This window comes from Streptomyces sp. NPDC058457, assembly GCF_042720695.1.
Lineage (GTDB): Bacteria > Actinomycetota > Actinomycetes > Streptomycetales > Streptomycetaceae > Streptomyces.
In genome coordinates, this window is sequence record NZ_JBHXLU010000091.1 from 33,495 (window position 1) to 48,157 (window position 14,663).

14 protein-coding genes are annotated in these 14,663 nt (G+C 73.6%); 7 read left to right on the forward strand and 7 right to left on the reverse strand.

What is annotated here, in order from left to right; translation table 11 throughout:
* Nucleotides 1-132: 132 nt before the first annotated feature.
* Nucleotides 133-600 carry a hypothetical protein gene (locus ACFWPS_RS43490; RefSeq protein WP_383716802.1) on the forward strand — a complete coding sequence of 156 codons (468 nt, stop codon included), beginning with the start codon at nucleotides 133-135 and terminating at the stop codon, nucleotides 598-600.
* An 85-nt stretch (nucleotides 601-685) separates the two neighbouring features.
* Here ACFWPS_RS43490 and ACFWPS_RS43495 read toward each other — a convergent pair whose 3' ends face one another.
* Both ACFWPS_RS43495 and ACFWPS_RS43500 read right to left on the reverse strand, forming a co-directional pair.
* Nucleotides 686-1,675: an expansin EXLX1 family cellulose-binding protein gene (locus ACFWPS_RS43495; protein ID WP_383716804.1), complete on the reverse strand. Its 990-nt coding sequence runs from the start codon at nucleotides 1,673-1,675 to the stop codon at nucleotides 686-688.
* Nucleotides 1,676-1,805: 130 nt separating this feature from the next.
* Nucleotides 1,806-2,975 (reverse strand): acetyl-CoA acetyltransferase, encoded by a 1,170-nt coding sequence (locus tag ACFWPS_RS43500; RefSeq protein WP_383716807.1) that lies wholly within the window; start codon nucleotides 2,973-2,975, stop codon nucleotides 1,806-1,808.
* A gap of 99 nt (nucleotides 2,976-3,074) precedes the next feature.
* On the opposite strand from ACFWPS_RS43500, the gene ACFWPS_RS43505 reads away from it, so the two are divergent.
* Together ACFWPS_RS43505 and ACFWPS_RS43510 are read left to right on the forward strand one after the other, a co-directional pair.
* Nucleotides 3,075-4,262, forward strand: a complete 1,188-nt coding sequence (locus tag ACFWPS_RS43505; protein WP_383716810.1) for an acyl-CoA dehydrogenase family protein — start codon at nucleotides 3,075-3,077, stop codon at nucleotides 4,260-4,262.
* Nucleotides 4,259-4,723, forward strand: a complete 465-nt coding sequence (locus ACFWPS_RS43510; RefSeq protein ID WP_383716813.1) for a nitroreductase/quinone reductase family protein — start codon at nucleotides 4,259-4,261, stop codon at nucleotides 4,721-4,723. The genes ACFWPS_RS43505 and ACFWPS_RS43510 overlap by 4 nt, the downstream gene beginning before the upstream one ends.
* A gap of 13 nt (nucleotides 4,724-4,736) precedes the next feature.
* Here the strand turns inward: ACFWPS_RS43510 and ACFWPS_RS43515 are convergent, their stop codons facing one another.
* Nucleotides 4,737-5,339, reverse strand: a complete 603-nt coding sequence (locus ACFWPS_RS43515) for a LysE family translocator (protein WP_383716815.1) — start codon at nucleotides 5,337-5,339, stop codon at nucleotides 4,737-4,739.
* Nucleotides 5,340-5,421: 82 nt separating this feature from the next.
* On the opposite strand from ACFWPS_RS43515, the gene ACFWPS_RS43520 reads away from it, so the two are divergent.
* The gene (locus ACFWPS_RS43520; protein WP_093501654.1) at nucleotides 5,422-5,874 is read left to right on the forward strand and encodes an Lrp/AsnC family transcriptional regulator; all 453 of its coding nucleotides are present in this window, start codon (nucleotides 5,422-5,424) and stop codon (nucleotides 5,872-5,874) included.
* An 88-nt stretch (nucleotides 5,875-5,962) separates the two neighbouring features.
* Here ACFWPS_RS43520 and ACFWPS_RS43525 read toward each other — a convergent pair whose 3' ends face one another.
* On the reverse strand, nucleotides 5,963-6,610 hold the full coding sequence (locus ACFWPS_RS43525; protein WP_383716818.1) for a TetR family transcriptional regulator: 648 nt from the start codon (nucleotides 6,608-6,610) through the stop codon (nucleotides 5,963-5,965).
* A gap of 168 nt (nucleotides 6,611-6,778) precedes the next feature.
* Between ACFWPS_RS43525 and ACFWPS_RS43530 the strand changes: the two genes are divergently transcribed.
* Nucleotides 6,779-7,501, forward strand: coding sequence for a VOC family protein (locus ACFWPS_RS43530; RefSeq protein WP_383716821.1), 723 nt, complete (start codon nucleotides 6,779-6,781; stop codon nucleotides 7,499-7,501).
* 199 nt (nucleotides 7,502-7,700) lie between these two features.
* The gene (locus ACFWPS_RS43535; protein ID WP_383716824.1) at nucleotides 7,701-10,049 is read left to right on the forward strand and encodes a PQQ-binding-like beta-propeller repeat protein; all 2,349 of its coding nucleotides are present in this window, start codon (nucleotides 7,701-7,703) and stop codon (nucleotides 10,047-10,049) included.
* A gap of 302 nt (nucleotides 10,050-10,351) precedes the next feature.
* Here the strand turns inward: ACFWPS_RS43535 and ACFWPS_RS43540 are convergent, their stop codons facing one another.
* The 3 genes from ACFWPS_RS43540 to ACFWPS_RS43550 are packed head-to-tail and all read right to left on the reverse strand — an operon-like array spanning nucleotide 10,352 to nucleotide 12,700.
* Nucleotides 10,352-11,125 carry an enoyl-CoA hydratase/isomerase family protein gene (locus ACFWPS_RS43540; RefSeq protein WP_383716827.1) on the reverse strand — a complete coding sequence of 258 codons (774 nt, stop codon included), beginning with the start codon at nucleotides 11,123-11,125 and terminating at the stop codon, nucleotides 10,352-10,354.
* Nucleotides 11,122-11,535, reverse strand: a complete 414-nt coding sequence (locus ACFWPS_RS43545; protein ID WP_383716830.1) for a Zn-ribbon domain-containing OB-fold protein — start codon at nucleotides 11,533-11,535, stop codon at nucleotides 11,122-11,124. Before ACFWPS_RS43545 ends, ACFWPS_RS43540 begins: the two co-directional genes overlap by 4 nt.
* 1 nt (nucleotide 11,536) lies before the next feature.
* Nucleotides 11,537-12,700 (reverse strand): lipid-transfer protein, encoded by a 1,164-nt coding sequence (locus ACFWPS_RS43550; RefSeq protein ID WP_383716833.1) that lies wholly within the window; start codon nucleotides 12,698-12,700, stop codon nucleotides 11,537-11,539.
* Between the two features lie 108 nt (nucleotides 12,701-12,808).
* Between ACFWPS_RS43550 and ACFWPS_RS43555 the strand changes: the two genes are divergently transcribed.
* Nucleotides 12,809-14,416 carry a FadD3 family acyl-CoA ligase gene (locus ACFWPS_RS43555; protein ID WP_383716844.1) on the forward strand — a complete coding sequence of 536 codons (1,608 nt, stop codon included), beginning with the start codon at nucleotides 12,809-12,811 and terminating at the stop codon, nucleotides 14,414-14,416.
* The last annotated feature ends 247 nt before the right edge of the window (nucleotides 14,417-14,663 follow it).

A 14,663-nucleotide genomic window follows, 5' to 3' on the forward strand; every position in this document is an offset into this window, starting at 1 on the left:
ATCACTCGGTACCTCCCGCAGCCGTGTCATCAGCCACCTCGTGCGGTGGCCGGGTGGCCCTGCGGCCGAACACCGGGGCACAACCGAGCAAACCGCTGCGAACACCTGTGCCCCACCCGCACACTGTCCGGCATGAGGGGACCGAAGACCGTGAAAGTGGCCGTACGCCATGTAAACGGTGATGTCGGACGGCGCAGGACACGTGCCGTCACCTGGGCCGCCCGCGACTTCCGGCTGGTCCGGCCGGCCGCGGGCCGGGACCGGGTCGAGCTGGAGTGTCCCGTGTGCGCGGCGTCCGTCCTCGCCGAGGTCGCCGACCACGCGCGCACCCGGCGGGTGCGGAACGTCTGGGCGGCCGTGTCGGCGGTCTCCCTCCTCGTCACCGTGGCCGCCGTCGGCTACGCCGTCCACGAGGGTGGCAGGGCCCTGCCCGGGGGGCAGTCCCCGCCGGCCCTCCTCCCGGTCAGTGTGATCGTCGCCTTCGCCGGGCTCGTCCTGACGCCCACGGCGTGGGTGCGCGGCCGCCACCACATCGGCGTCGCCCTCCTCGACGCCCCCGAGCCCCGCCGCGGCCACCGGATCGTGCCGGTCCGCGGCTGAGAGCTGGGCTGGAAGGGCCGTACGTTGACCGCGGGCCGGTGGGGGCTGATCGCGCAGTTCCCCGCGCCCCTTTGGGGCGCTGCGGTCAGTGCCGGGCGAACTGCACCCCGGTCCGCTGCACCACGTCCGGGCGTACGGCGAGGGCCGGCACCGTGAGCTGTTCCCCGTAGATGTCGGTGAGGCGGATCCCGGCGCCGCAGCCGGTGCCCTGTTCGGAGAGGAAGTAGTTGTAGTCGGTGCGGGTCAGCGCCAGCCAGCCGCCGCTCGTGCGGACTTCCAGGCGGGCCAGCGGGTTGCGGTGGCCGATCGCCTGGATGCCGCACCAGTACTGGGTGGAACCGGTCTTGTAGCGGATCGAGACCGTGTCCGAGGTGGCCGGGCTGAGCAGGCTCCAGGTGATCGCGATCCGGCCCGCGGAGAGGGGGGCGAGCTTCGCGAACGCCTGCTGGCTCAGGTCGAGTTGGCCGGTCTTGCAGGGTGCCGGGCACTCGTTGGTGATCCGTACGGTGATGGACGTGCCGCTCGCCGCGCGGACGGAGACGTACGCTCCGCAGGCCTTCGCCGTCTCGTAGTCGGCGGTGTTCATCGCCGCGGTCATCACGTCGGAGGTCGGGCCGTAGGAGCAGGCGCCGTCGCCGTTGCCGACGTCGTAGGAGGTGGCTACCCCCTGGTAGGTGGTGCCGGGGCGGATCCGGCCGGCCGCGGGGGCCGTGGTGGTGGCGGAGGAGGCGTGGGGCGTGCCGGTCGCCGGGCGCTTGGCCGGGGTGGCGGACGGGGACGCCGACGGGGATGCCGACGGGCTGGTCCGGCCGCTCGCCGACGGCTTCGGTGACGCGGTCGACGGCTTCGGTGACGTCGCCGTGGCCGCCGTCGAACGCGGCGCGGCTTCGGCCGCGGACACCGACCGGTCCTGCCCGGCGGCGCCGGCCGCGGCGCCGGGGCGGAAGGCCACGACCAGGGTCACGACCAGGGCGACGACGGCCACGGCGGCCACCGAGACCAACGGGCCGCGCACCGGGCGCCATTCGAAGTCCCGGTCCGGCTGCGGGCGGCGGCGATGTGAGGAGGAGGCCACGGAGGGATCCTTACGCGATTCGGCGGTGCACGTCCTTCGAACATCGAAGCTTCCGGTACGACAGTTGCCGCCGGGGCCCAGGAGGTTGCCGCCGTCCCGTGGATTTCCGCAGCCGCTCGCGAAGCCCGTGTCACCCCCTCCCCAGCACCACCGTCCCCGACGAGCAGAACCAGCCCCCCGTCCCCGACGCCACCCCCAGCTCCGGCAGCCCCCCGCCGGCCCGCCGCACCTGCCGCTGCCCGGCCTCCCCGCGCAGCTGCCGTACCGCCTCCACGAGGAGGAACAGGCCCCGCATGCCCGGGTGTTGGGCCGACAGGCCGCCGCCGTCCGTGTTCACCGGGAGCTCCCCGCCCGCGACCCGCAGCCGCCCCTTCTCCACGAAGGCCCCGCCCTCGCCCTTCGCGCAGAAGCCCAGGTCCTCCAGGGTGACGAGGGTCATGTAGGTGAAGGCGTCGTAGATCTCCGCGAAGTCGACGTCGGCGGGCGTGATCCCCGCCCGCCGGAAGGCGAGTTGCCCGCTCACCGCCGCCGGGGACACCGTGAAGTCCGGCCACTCCGACATCGTGGCGTGGGAGAGGCACTCACCCGTGCCGAGGACCCACACCGGGGCGGTACGGCAGTCCCGTACGTACTCCTCGGCCGCCAGCAGCACCGCCGCGCCGCCGTCCGAGCGGATGCAGCAGTGCAGTTTGGTGAAGGGGTCGGCGATCATCGGTCCTGACAGGACCTCGTCGACCGTGATCGGGGTGCGGAACATCGCGTCCGGGTTCAGCGCCGCGTTCGCCCGGGCCTGGACCGCGACCTGTGCCAACTGCTCGATGGTGGTGCCGTGTTCGATCATGTGGCGGCGGGCGGCCATCGCGTACTTCGCGATGAGGGTGTGGCCGTAGGGGACCTCGAACTGCAGGGGGCCGCGGGTGCCGAAGGAGAGGTTCCCGGTCCGCCGCCCCGCCCGGATGTCGGCGCGGGCCGTCGAGCCGTACACCAGCAGGACCGCGTTGGCGTGGCCCGCGGCTATCGCGTCCGCCGCGTGGGCCGCCATGACCTCCCAGGTCGAGCCGCCGACGGCGGTGGAGTCGGCCCAGGTGGGGCGCAGGCCCAGGTACTCGGCCACCTCCACGGGCGCCAGCGTGCCCAGCCCGGCCGACGCGAAGCCGTCCACCACCTCACGATCCAGGCCCGCGTCGGCCAGCGCGCGGCGGGCCGCCTGGGCGTGCAGGGCGTAGGGGGTGGCCTCGTCCACCCGGCCGCAGTCGGACAGGGCCACGCCGACCACGGCGACCTTGCGGGGTCCAGTCATGAATCTGACGGTACATCAGATCCGCCCGCCGCCGCCCCTGTGCATCTGCGGCCGACGCCCCTAGCATGACGGGCCGTCAGATCGTCAGGAGGTCCGGTCATGGACGCCCGCTTCACCGACGAGCAGGACGAGATCCGGCGCGCCCTGCGTGAACTGCTCCACAAGCGCTGCGGTACGGAGGGCGTGCGGGCCGCCGTGGACAGGGCGGAGGGGTACGACCCCGGCCTGTGGACCGCCCTCGGCGAACAACTCGGCCTGCCCGGCCTCGCCCTGCCCGAGCAGTACGGCGGCGCCGGCTGCACCCGCACCGAAGTCGCCCTGGCCGCCGAGGAGCTGGGGCGGGCGCTGGCCCCCACCCCGTTCCTCGCCACCGCCGTGCTCGCCGCCCCGCTGCTGCTCGCCCTCGGCACCGACGCCCAGCGTGCCGAACTGCTCCCGAGGATCGCCGACGGCGGCCTCACCGCCGCCCTCGCCGTCCCCGGCACCCGGCTCGGCACCGCCCTCGCGCTCACCGGGCCGCCCGGCGCCGACTGGGCGGGCGGCGGACGGGCCGGAGGTGTCCAGGCGCGGCGCGCGGCGGACCGGTGGCGGCTGTACGGGGAGGCCGACCAGGTGCTGGACGGGCACCGCGCCGGGCTGCTGCTCGTGCCCGCGCACACCGGGGGGTACGCCCGCTCGCGCGTCCTCCTCTTCCTGGTGGCGGGGGACGCGGCCGGGGTCGTACGGACCCGGCGGACCGGCCTCGACGCCACCCGCAGCCAGGGACGTGTGCAACTGCGGGACGTGCAGGCCGAGTTGCTCGGCTCCGACGAGGACACCGACGTCCGGGACGCCCTCGCCGGCCTCGGCGACCTCGTGGCCGCCGTGCTCGCCGCCGAGGCCGTGGGAGCCGCCGACCGGGCGCTGGAGCGGACCGTGGAGTACGTGAAGCAGCGGGAGCAGTTCGGACGGGCGATCGGGTCGTTCCAGGCGGTCAAGCACCGGCTGGCCGACGTGTACGTGGCGGTGCGGGCGGCCCGGTCGGCGGCCTACTACGCGGCCTGGGCGACCACGCACGGGGAACCGGTGGGCGGGCTGGCGCTCGCGCAGGCGCTGGAGGCGCTGCGGACCGCGGCCGGGGAGGGCATCCAGCTGCACGGCGGGATCGGGTTCACCTGGGAGCACGAGGCGCATCTGTACTTCAAGCGGGCCGCCGGGGACGAGCTGCTGTTCGGGCCGGGGCACCGGCTGCGCGCGCACGCGGCCGAGGCGGCCGGGCTGTTCGCGGGACAGGAGGTGGCGGTGTGATCGGCGAACGGCTGGTGCAGCGGGTGTCCGCCACCCGGGGGTTCGCCAAGGTGGCCCCGCACGTGGTCCCGGCCCTGGACCGGGCCGTGCACCGGCTCAGCCGCGGCCGGGTGCTGCTCAGCGCACAGATGCTGCCCGGGGTGATCCTCACCTCCACCGGCGCGCGCAGCGGGCGGCCCCGCCGTACGCCGCTGGCGTGCATGCCCGAGGGAGACGGCTGGTTCCTCGTGGGGTCCAACTTCGGGCGCACCGGCCATCCCGCCTGGACGTACAACCTCCTCCAGCATCCCGCCGCCGAGATCAGCTGGAAGGGCCGGGACATCCCGGTCACCGCCCGGCTGCTGGAGGGGGCGGAGCGGGCGGACGCCTGGCGGCTGCTGCTGGTGTTCTGGCCGCCGTACGCCGCCTACCAGGAGCGGGTGGACCGGGAGATCCGGATCTTCCGGCTCGACAGGGCGTAGACGCGGGCCGTGGTCACAGGGCGTGCTGGGCTAGGAGCAGCGCTCCGATGCCCAGCATCGCCGCCCCCGAGGTGCGGGTGACCGCGCGGGCCGCCTTCGGGCGGGCCGCGAGCAGGCGGCGGGCGAGGATGCCGACGGTCAGGTAGACGGCGGTGCAGCAGGCCATGTGGAGGGTGCCGAGCACGGCCGTCTGCAGGGCTATGGGCGGGTGGCCGCCCCGGGTGACCAGGAACTGGGGGAGCACGGAGAGGTAGAGCAGCAGCGCCTTGGGGTTGAGGCCGCTGATCGCCGCGCCGCGCCAGAAGCCGTCCGCCCCGGCCGCCGCCTCCTGCGGGACCGCCGGGCGGCGCAGCACGCCCCAGCCCAGCCACAGCAGGTATCCGGCGCCGGTCACGGTCAGTGCCGTGAGCAGCCCCGGGGAACTCGCCACCAGCACCGCGAGGCCGGCCACCGCCAGCGCGGTGTGCAGCGCGTACCCCGCCATCAGGCCCGCCACCGCGCGCGGTACCGAGCGGCCGCGCACCCCGGCGGCGATCACGTACGCCCAGTCGGCGCCCGGCACGCAGACCAGCAGCAGGTCGACGGCGAGGAAGGAGAGCAGCAGTCCGGTGTCCATGGAAGGGACATTAGGCGCGATTGGCCCGAAAGTGTTGCCGAAATTTGCTCGGGAAAGGGGGTATCGGGGGAGAATCTTCTCCATGGACGACGTGGACCGGAAAATCCTTGCCGAGCTCCAGCAGGACGGGCGGCTGACCGTGACCGAGCTGGCCGGGCGGGTGCGGCTGAGCGTCTCGCCGTGCCACCGCCGGCTGCGCGAGCTGGAGCGGTCGGGGGCGATCAGCGGGTACCGGGCGGTGGTGGACCCGGCCGCCGTGGGGCTGACCTTCGAGGCGCTGGTCTTCGTGTCCATGCGGCAGGAGGACCGGGACACGGTCGCCGACTTCGAGCGGGCGCTCGCGGAGATCCCCCATGTGCTGGACGCGCAGCGGCTGTTCGGCGAACCCGACTACCTGCTGCGGGTGGCCACCGCCGACCTCGCCGCCTTCCAGCGGCTCTACGACGAACGGCTCGCGACCCTGCCGGGCGTGCAGCGCCTCACCTCGACGCTGGTGATGAAACACGTGGTCCGGGACCGCCCGCTGCCCGCGTGACGGAACGCATGCCGGAACGCGTAGCGGAACAGGCGGCGGCCCACCTCGGGGTGAACCACCGCCTGCCAGACAGGACCCGGGGCGCGGACTACTTCGTGGGCTTCTTCCCGGTCACGCCCAGGTGCACCAACAGCGCGAGGTTCGGCTTGAGTTCGGCCTGCTTCACACCCCAGGTCTGGAAACCCTTCTGGTGCGCGGCGACGGCCGCGAGCATCGCGACCAGCGAACCGGCGACGGCCGCCGGGTTCACGTCCTTGTCGACCTTGCCCTTGGACTGCAACTCCGCGATGGAGTCGGTCAGGGAGTTGTTCACCGAGTTCAGGATCTTCATACGGATCTTGTAGAACCGTTTGTCCCCCTCGGCCGCCCCCAGGTCGACCACGCGCAGGATCGCGTCGTTCTTGCGCCAGAACTCCAGGAAACCGTCCACGAGTTCCTGCGCGGTCGCCCAGCCGGCCTTGCCGACCCAGGAGCGCCCTGCCAGCAGCTGGGTCAACTGGCCGCCCTCGGTGGCCATTTGCTCGGCGATCTCCAGGACGGCGCCCTCGACGTCCGGGAAGTACTGGTAGAAGGTCGCGGGCGAAGTGCCCGCCTTCCGGGCGACATCGATGACCTTGACGTCCCGGTAAGGGGAGGAGCTGAGCATCTCGCTGAGGCAGTCGAGCAGCTTCTGCCGGGTCGCCTGCCCACGCCGGCCGGCCACGCGGCCGTCGACGGTACGCACTTGTCCTGTCATGCCGTCAGCTTACCGAGGGGTGATCGGAGCGCGATTCGGCCGACTGCAAATGGGGTGCACAGGTGTACGGGGTGGCTGCGCGGAAGGGAAACGGAAGGGAAAGCGCCGGTCACTCCGGGCGGGTGCGGCTGGTCTGCGCGGGGCGGGCCGGGCGGTTACTTTGACGACATGGCCGAAAACAGGGCATCCGGATACGCGGAGGGCGTCCCGTGCTGGGCGGACGTGCAGCTCCCCGACGTCGAGGCGGGCAAGCGGTTCTACGGCGGGCTCTTCGGGTGGACCTTCGAGGACGCCGGAGGAGAGGCCGTATGGGCCCTGCTCGACGGCGCGGTGGTCGCCAGGCTGGCCCGGAAGCGGGACGGCCGGATGCCCACCGTCTGGACGGTGTACTTCGCGACCCCGGACGCCAGGGACCTCGCCCGCCGGATCCTCGCCGCCGGCGGGCAGATCGTCAACGACCCGGCGCCCGTCCGCGACCTCGGCACCGCCGCCCTGGCCGCCGACCCCACGGGCGCCGTCTTCGGCATCTGGCAGGCCGGGCGCCACCCCGGCTTCGGCGTCCGGCACGCCCCCGGCAGCTTCGCCTGGGCGCAGCTCTACACCAGCGACACCGACACGGCGAACACCTTCTACGGCCACCTCTTCACCGACGCCCTCTTCGGCGCCGACGCCGATCCGGACTTCGGCCGCGCGCCGGTGACCGAGGTGTTCGCGGCCGGGATGCCGTCCCAGTTCGTCGTCCACTTCCGCACCGGGGACGTGGCGGCCGCGGTCGGGGCCGTACAGCAGCTGGGCGGCCGGGTCCAGGCGCCGCCCTTCGACACGTCGTACGGAAAAGTGGCCGTCGTGACCGACAATCAAGGGGCGTCCTTCGCGCTGCTGGAACGCTGAGGCCGGAAAAGTACGGCTCTCGGCGGGTAAATGTCTTATTTTGCCATGGGACACCCCGATTGATCACCTGGTTCGCAACCTGTGCCCGAGCCAGGAAGAATCGGGGTGCGTACCGCCATGGCGGTGCGGTGGTGAGACGCTGCACGGGGTCGCGTACATATGTAGGTGGACGAGGCCCGTACGGGGAGGTGGCAGGCAAGTGGTGGATCAGCTGACGCAGCACGATCCGCGGCGGATCGGGCCGTTCGAGGTGCTGGGACGGCTGGGGGCCGGCGGCATGGGGCTGGTCTATCTGGCGCGCTCGGCGTCCGGCCGGCGCGTGGCGATCAAGACCGTCCGGACCGAGCTCGCCGAGGACCAGCTGTTCCGGGTCCGCTTCACCCGCGAGGTGGAGGCGGCCCGCGCGGTCTCCGGTTTCTACACGGCCGCCGTCGTCGACGCCGACCCGCGCGCGGCCGTGCCGTGGCTCGCGACCGCGTACGTACCGGCGCCCTCCCTCGAAGAGATAGTGAACGACTGCGGCCCGCTCCCGGCCCAGGCGGTCCGCTGGCTCGCGGCGGGCGTCGCGGAGGCGCTCCAGTCGATCCACGGCGCCGGACTCGTCCACCGGGACCTCAAGCCGTCCAACGTCCTCGTCGTCGAGGACGGCCCCCGGGTCATCGACTTCGGTATCGCCTCCGGTGTCTCGAACACCCGGCTGACGATGACGAACGTCGCGGTCGGCACCCCCGCCTACATGTCCCCGGAGCAGGCCAAGGACTCCCGCAGCGTCACCGGCGCCAGCGACGTCTTCTCCCTCGGCTCCATGCTCGTCTTCGCCGCCACCGGCCACCCGCCCTTCCACGGCGCCAACCCGGTCGAGACCGTCTTCATGCTCCTGCGGGAGGGCCCCGACCTCGAAGGCCTCCCGGACGAGCTGCGCCCCCTCATCGAGTCCTGTATGCAGATGGAGGCCGCGGGCCGCCCCAACCCGGCCGACCTCCAGGCCCAGCTGGCGCCCCACCTCTTCGGCTCCGGCTCCGACGACAGCGGTACGGCGTCCGCCTGGCTGCCCGAGAAGGCGGTCGGCCTGATCGAGTCCCGCCGCGGCGGCCGCCCGGCCGTGAAACCCTCCGCCAACCCGTCCGGCGCCCGCAGCGCCGGCCGTCTCGCGGTCCCCCCGCCGCCCTCCTACGACCCCGCGGTCCCGGCCCCGGTCCCCGTCGGCGCCCCCGGCCCCGACACCGGGCCGGTCCGCCTCGCCGGCGCCCAGGTGCCGATCGGCCCCGGCCCGCGTGTCGCCGACGCCCGCGCCGCCGCCGTGAAGGCGCCGCCGCCCGAGGCCGGCCTGGTGGCCAGCTGGTCCCGCCCGCACCCCGGTGTCAACGGCGCCGACCCCGCCGTACCGCCGGTCCCCGGCCTGCCCACGGAGACGGCGTCCGGCTGGCGGCCCTGGCGGTTCCGGATGTCCAACGACGTCTGGGGCACCCCGTCCGTCGACGGCGACCTCGTCTACGTCACCTCCTTCGAGGTGCACGCCCTCGACGTGGCCACCGGCCGCCGCCGCTTCAAGACCCGCGACGTCGCCTGGTCCATGGCGGTCGCGGACGGCCGTATCCACGCCTCCGACGGCCCCACCCTGTTCGCCCTGGAGGCCCGCGAGGGCGGCGACCTGTGGCGGCTGTCCACCGACGCCTGGGTGTACTCGCTCAAGGCCGACCGCGGCACCCTCGTCACCGGCACCCGGGGCGGCGGCGTCCAGGGCTGGGAGGCCTCCAACGGGCAGAAGCTCTGGGAGCTGTCCGGCGCCCAGACCGACTTCGAGACCCCCGAGTCCGGTCCCTCCCTCCATGACGGCACGGTCTACGTCTGGCAGGACGCGCGCCTGCGCGCCCTCGACGCCCGGACCGGCGACGAACGCTGGTCCTACCCCGTCGGCGACGCGGCCTCCTGCGGCGGCGTCCCGATCCGCCTCACCCACGCCGACGACGGCTTCGTGTACGCCTCCGCGGGCACCCGCGTGATCGCCCTCGACACCGCGACGGGCCGGGTCCGCTGGCACTTCGAGGCCCCCGCCGTCTTCCTCTCCCCGCCCACCTACGTACCCGGTCCCGCCGTCACCGGCGGCGGCATCTACCTCGCCGACTACCTCGGCACCGTCTACGCCCTCGACGCCACCGACGGCCGCGACCGCTGGCGCATCGCGACGGAGGCCCGCGCCTCGATCGAGCCGGTACTCGTCGCCGCCGGCCACGTCCACGTCGGCAGCGGCAAGGGCCTGTACACGCTGGACGCGGTCACCGGCACCCCCAAGTGGCGCTTCCAGGCGGGCGGCGATGTCGTGGGCGCCCCGGCGGTCGCCGAGGGCCGCATCCACTTCGGCTCAACCGACCACCTCCTCTACACCCTCAAGGCCGACGACGGCCGGCTCCGCTGGAAGCTGGCGACGGGAGGAGAGATCACCGGGTCGCCGGTGGTGCGGGACGGGGTGGTGTACGCGTGCAGCAAGGACCGGTGCGTGTACGCGTTGGACGCCGAGAAGGGCACCGGCACGGCCCGGACCGCGTGAGCGCCGTGGGTTCACCGCGCCGCCGTGGGGGCTTGTCGCGCAGTTCCCCGCGCCCCTGAGGGGCGCCGGTGCGGCGCCCCTTTCTTTTAGGGGCGCGGGGAACTGCGCGAACGGCCACGACGTACCCGCAGTCGCCCGGCGGCAGCAAGTGGCACTCTCTTCGGCGCTCAGGGGCTGCCCGGGACGGCCGTCGTACCAGTTGGTCGCACGGAAGGGCTGCGCACGGCGGCCGCCGCTCGGGGTGGGAGTCGGCTCCCAAAGCGAACGCTACGCCCGGGCGCCCCGCGCCGCCACGCGGTGCCTCAGCGGGTACGGGGAGTCGTGCGCGGCCGGTCGGCGAACAGCTCCGCCTGCCGCTCGCCCGGCAGGTTGCCCAGCGTGATCAGATGCGGGGCCGCGGCCCACCCCCGCTCCCGCGCCGCCTCCTTCGCCGCCCACAGCGCCCGCACACTCCCCTGCACCCCCTCGGTCGGATACCCGGCGATGACGGAGGCGCACCGCACGGCCGCCGGCAAGGCCCGACCGGGCGCGGTCACTTCCGACACCAGCCCCACCTCGTACGCCCGCCGGGCGGAGACCCGCTCGGCGTTGCCCATCAGCACCATCCGGGCCACCTCCCCGTACGGCATCCGCTGTGCCATCAGCACCGACTCGTACGCGCTGACCATGCCGTAGGAGGTGTGCGGGTCGAAGAAGGCCGCGGTCTCGTCGGCGATGACGAAGTCGCACTCGCCGAGGAGGTAGAAGGCACCTCCGCAGGCCATCCCGGCCACGGCGGCGATCACCGGCTTCCACAGGTCGTTCGACTTGGGCCCGATCGCGATCAGCGGATCGTCCTGGCTGTACGGCGACGACGGCTGCGGTACGACGGCGTCCCGGTCGAGGCCCGTGCTGAAGGCGCGCCCGCCTGCGCCGGTGAGGACGACGGCCCGTACGGCGTCGTCGAAGCGCAACGCCCGCCAGACAGAGACGAGTTCGGTGGCGGTCGCGAGGTCGATGGCGTTCAGCCGCTCGGCCCGGTCGAGGGTGAGGACGGCGACGCCGGTGTCCTTGTCCGTGTCGAGGCGCAGACTCACGGCCGCTCCAGGACCCACTGCGGGAGACCGTCCGCGAAGACCGCCTGCACCCGGGCGCCGATCCGGATCCGGTCCGGGGGGAGGGAGTCGAGGGGGGCTCCCGCCCCGCTCACCACGTTTCCCACGAGCCGTATCCGGGGCGCGTCGTCCAGCTCCACGACCACGACGTTGTACGGCGCCTGCGCCGCGTACTCGGGGAGCAGCGGCGGATGCGGGACGACGTACGACCAGATCCGCCCCCGCCCGCTCGTCGGCCGCCACCCGCTCGCGAAGGACTGGCAGTGCGGGCAGCAGGGGCGGGGCGGGAAGCGGGGTTCGTGGCAGTCGGCGCAGGCCTGGACGCGGAGTTCGCCGCGGGCCGCGTACTCCCAGAAGGGGGCGCCGTCGGTGTCGGTGGCCGGTCGCAGCATCTCAGCTCCGGTTGGTGAGGAGGAGGGCGGAGGTCGGGACCCCCTCGCCGGCGGTGACCAGGCAGGTGGCGGCGCCCGGCACCTGGGCGGTGCTGGTGCCGCGCAGCTGCTTGACGCCCTCGGTGATGAGGTTGAAGCCGTGCACGTAGGCCTCGCTGAGCCCCCCGCCGCCGGTGTTGAGGGGCAGCCGCCCGCCGATCTCCAGGGCGCCCCCCTCCGTGAACGCCCCGCCCTCCCCTCGGCCGCAGAAGCCGTACCCCTCCAGGGAGAGCGGGATCAGGGCGCTGAAGGCGTCGTAGATCTGGGCGACGTCGACGTCCTCGGGGGTGAGGTCGGAGTGTTTCCACAGGTGGCGGGCGGCGGTCCAGGCGGGGCCGGTGAGGGGGTCGTCGTTCCAGTAGTTGACCATGCCGTGGTGCTGGGCGGGGAGGCCCTGGGCGGCGGAGTGGACGTAGACGGGGGTCCGCCGGCAGTCCCGGGCGCGCTCGCTGCTCACGACCACACAGGCCAGTGCGCCGTCCGTCTCCAGGCAGTTGTCGAAGAGGCAGAGGGGCTCGCTGATCCACCGGGAGGTCATGTACATCTCGCGGGTGAGGGGCCGGTCGTACATCACGGCGGCGGGGTTCTGGTTCGCCCGGTTGCGGCAGGCGAGGGCGACGTTGAACAGGTGATCCCGGGTGGCGCCGTACTCGTGCATGTAGCGGCGCGTGAGCATGGCTATCTCGTCGGCGGGCCGGAGGAGGCCGAAGGGGCGGGTCCACTGGGCGGGGGTCGGGAGCTGGACGGCGGTGTTGGTCCACGGCCGGCGCCCGCTGCCCCGCTTCCGCGACCGCCACGCCACCCCCACCGTCGCCTGCCCGCTCGCGATCGCGGCGGCCAGGTGCGCGACCGTGGCACAGGAGCCGCCGCCCCCGTACCCCACCTTGCTGAAGAAGGTCAGGTCACCGAGGCCGACCGCCTTCGCCAGCTCCACCTCGTCCGTCTCCTCCATGGTGAAGGAGGCGAGGGCGTCGACCTCGCCGGGCGCGATGCCGGCGTCGTCGAGGGCGGCCAGGACGGCCCGGCAGGCGAGGGTCTTCTCGTCCTCGTCCAGCCGTTTGGCGAAGGGGGTCTGCCCGATCCCGACGATGGCGGTGGCGTCCTTGATGCCCCTGAGACCGGCCATGTGCCCGCACCTCCACGGCTGTCGCGGTTTGCTGACAGCTCGTCAGGCTACAGCTAATCTGACGGTCAGTCAGCTATGCGTCCGGGGAGGCCGGTTGTGCGCGGTGACATGGAGTGGGGGACCGTTCCGGGACTGGTGCGGTCGGCGGCGAAGCGGTACGCGGACGTCGAGGCGGTGGTGGACGGCCGGACCCGGATCACGTACGCGGAACTGGGCGTCCGGGTGGAACGGGCGGCGGCCGCGTGCATGGCGGCCGGCGTCGAGGCGGGCGACCGGGTGGGCATCTGGGCGCCGAACTCCCTGGACTGGATCGTCGCGGCGCTGGGCGCGGTGTCGGCGGGCGGGGTGCTGGTCCCGCTGAACACCCGCTTCAAGGGGACGGAGGCGGCGGACGTGCTGCGCCGCAGCGGGGCCCGGCTGCTGTTCGTGACGGGGACGTTCCTGGGGACCTCGTACGTGGCCTCGCTGCGCAGGGCGGCGGGGGGCGGCGACGGGGACGGGGAGGCGGCCGGGGGCGGCCGGGGGCCCCTGCCGGGGCTGCCCGCCCTCCGGCAGGTGGTGGTGCTGTCGGAGGACGCGCCGGTGGACTTCCGTACCTGGAAGGACTTCCTGGCGGGCGGGGAGGGGGTGGGGGCCGGCGAGGTCGCTGCCCGGGCGGGCGGGCTGGACGGTGGCTGTCTGTCCGACATCGTCTTCACGTCCGGTACGACGGGCCGCCCGAAGGGCGCGATGATCACCCACGCGCAGACCCTGCGGGCGTACGAGATCTGGGCGGACCTGGCGGGCCTGCGCACCGGCGACCGCTACCTGATCGTCAACCCCTTCTTCCACACCTTCGGCTACAAGGCCGGGGTCGTCGCGTGCCTGATGCGCGGGGCGACGATGATCCCGCAGCCGGTGTTCAACGTGGCGACGGTCCTCGCGAACGTCGCGTCGGAACGGGTGTCGGTACTGCCCGGCCCACCGACCCTCCACCAGTCCCTCCTCGACCACCCGGCCCGCGACACCCACGACCTCTCCGCCCTGCGGCTGGTGGTGACGGGCGCGGCCGTCGTACCCCTCCTCCTCGTCGAGCGCCTGCGCGGCGAACTCGGCGTCGAGACGGTCCTGACCGCCTACGGCCTCTCCGAGACGAGCGGGATCGTGACGATGTGCCGCCGGGGCGACGACCCGACGGTGATCGCGTCCACCTCGGGCCGTGCCATACCCGGCACGGAGGTGCGGGTGGACGGGGCGGCGCCGGGGGAGCCGGGGGAGGTCCTGGTCCGCGGCTTCAACGTGATGCGCGGCTACTACGAGGACCCGGCGGCGACGGCCGGGACGCTGACGGAGGACGGCTGGCTGCGCACCGGCGACATCGGCGTCCTCGACCCGGCCGGCAACCTCCGCATCACCGACCGCCTGAAGGACATGTTCATCGTCGGCGGCTTCAACGCCTACCCGGCGGAGATAGAGCAACTCCTCGGCCTGCACCCCGACGTGGCCGACGTGGCGGTGATCGGCGTACCGGACGGGCGGCTGGGCGAGGTCGGCAAGGCGTTCGTGGTGCGGCGGCCGGGGGCGGTGCTGACGGCCGACGACCTCATCGCCTGGTCCCGCCGGGAGATGGCGAACTACAAGGTCCCGCGGACGGTGGACTTCGTGACGGAACTACCGCGGAACGCGAGCGGGAAGGTGGTGAAGGGGGAGCTGCGGGCCGGCGGCCCCAGGCCGTAGCCCATCGGGCGGGCCGGCGGGTGGAACATGCCGCCGCGAACACCGGTGGTCCCCACTCCTTCGCCGGACGCACCAGGCCGCGGCGGCTCCCCCTCCGCGCCGCCGCGGCCTTCCCCGTCTCGGTGTGGTCCGGTCAGGCGGTCTCGTCCGTGGCGTGCGAGTTGTCCGGCGTGACCGTGGTGTCCTCGTCGTCCGCCTTGAGGATCGTGGCGCTGAGCGGCTCGCTGGTGGCGTGGCTGTTCAGCGT

Coding starts and splice junctions, on each gene's coding strand:
- ACFWPS_RS43505 (WP_383716810.1), top strand. CDS start 3,075: ATGGACGCCCGCTTCACCGACGAGCAGGACGAGATCCGGCGCGCCCTG.
- ACFWPS_RS43550 (WP_383716833.1), bottom strand. CDS start 12,700: ATGGCCGGTCTCAGGGGCATCAAGGACGCCACCGCCATCGTCGGGATC.
- ACFWPS_RS43520 (WP_093501654.1), top strand. CDS start 5,422: ATGGACGACGTGGACCGGAAAATCCTTGCCGAGCTCCAGCAGGACGGG.
- ACFWPS_RS43525 (WP_383716818.1), bottom strand. CDS start 6,610: ATGACAGGACAAGTGCGTACCGTCGACGGCCGCGTGGCCGGCCGGCGT.
- ACFWPS_RS43500 (WP_383716807.1), bottom strand. CDS start 2,975: ATGACTGGACCCCGCAAGGTCGCCGTGGTCGGCGTGGCCCTGTCCGAC.
- ACFWPS_RS43545 (WP_383716830.1), bottom strand. CDS start 11,535: ATGCTGCGACCGGCCACCGACACCGACGGCGCCCCCTTCTGGGAGTAC.
- ACFWPS_RS43555 (WP_383716844.1), top strand. CDS start 12,809: ATGGAGTGGGGGACCGTTCCGGGACTGGTGCGGTCGGCGGCGAAGCGG.
- ACFWPS_RS43515 (WP_383716815.1), bottom strand. CDS start 5,339: ATGGACACCGGACTGCTGCTCTCCTTCCTCGCCGTCGACCTGCTGCTG.
- ACFWPS_RS43490 (WP_383716802.1), top strand. CDS start 133: ATGAGGGGACCGAAGACCGTGAAAGTGGCCGTACGCCATGTAAACGGT.
- ACFWPS_RS43530 (WP_383716821.1), top strand. CDS start 6,779: ATGGCCGAAAACAGGGCATCCGGATACGCGGAGGGCGTCCCGTGCTGG.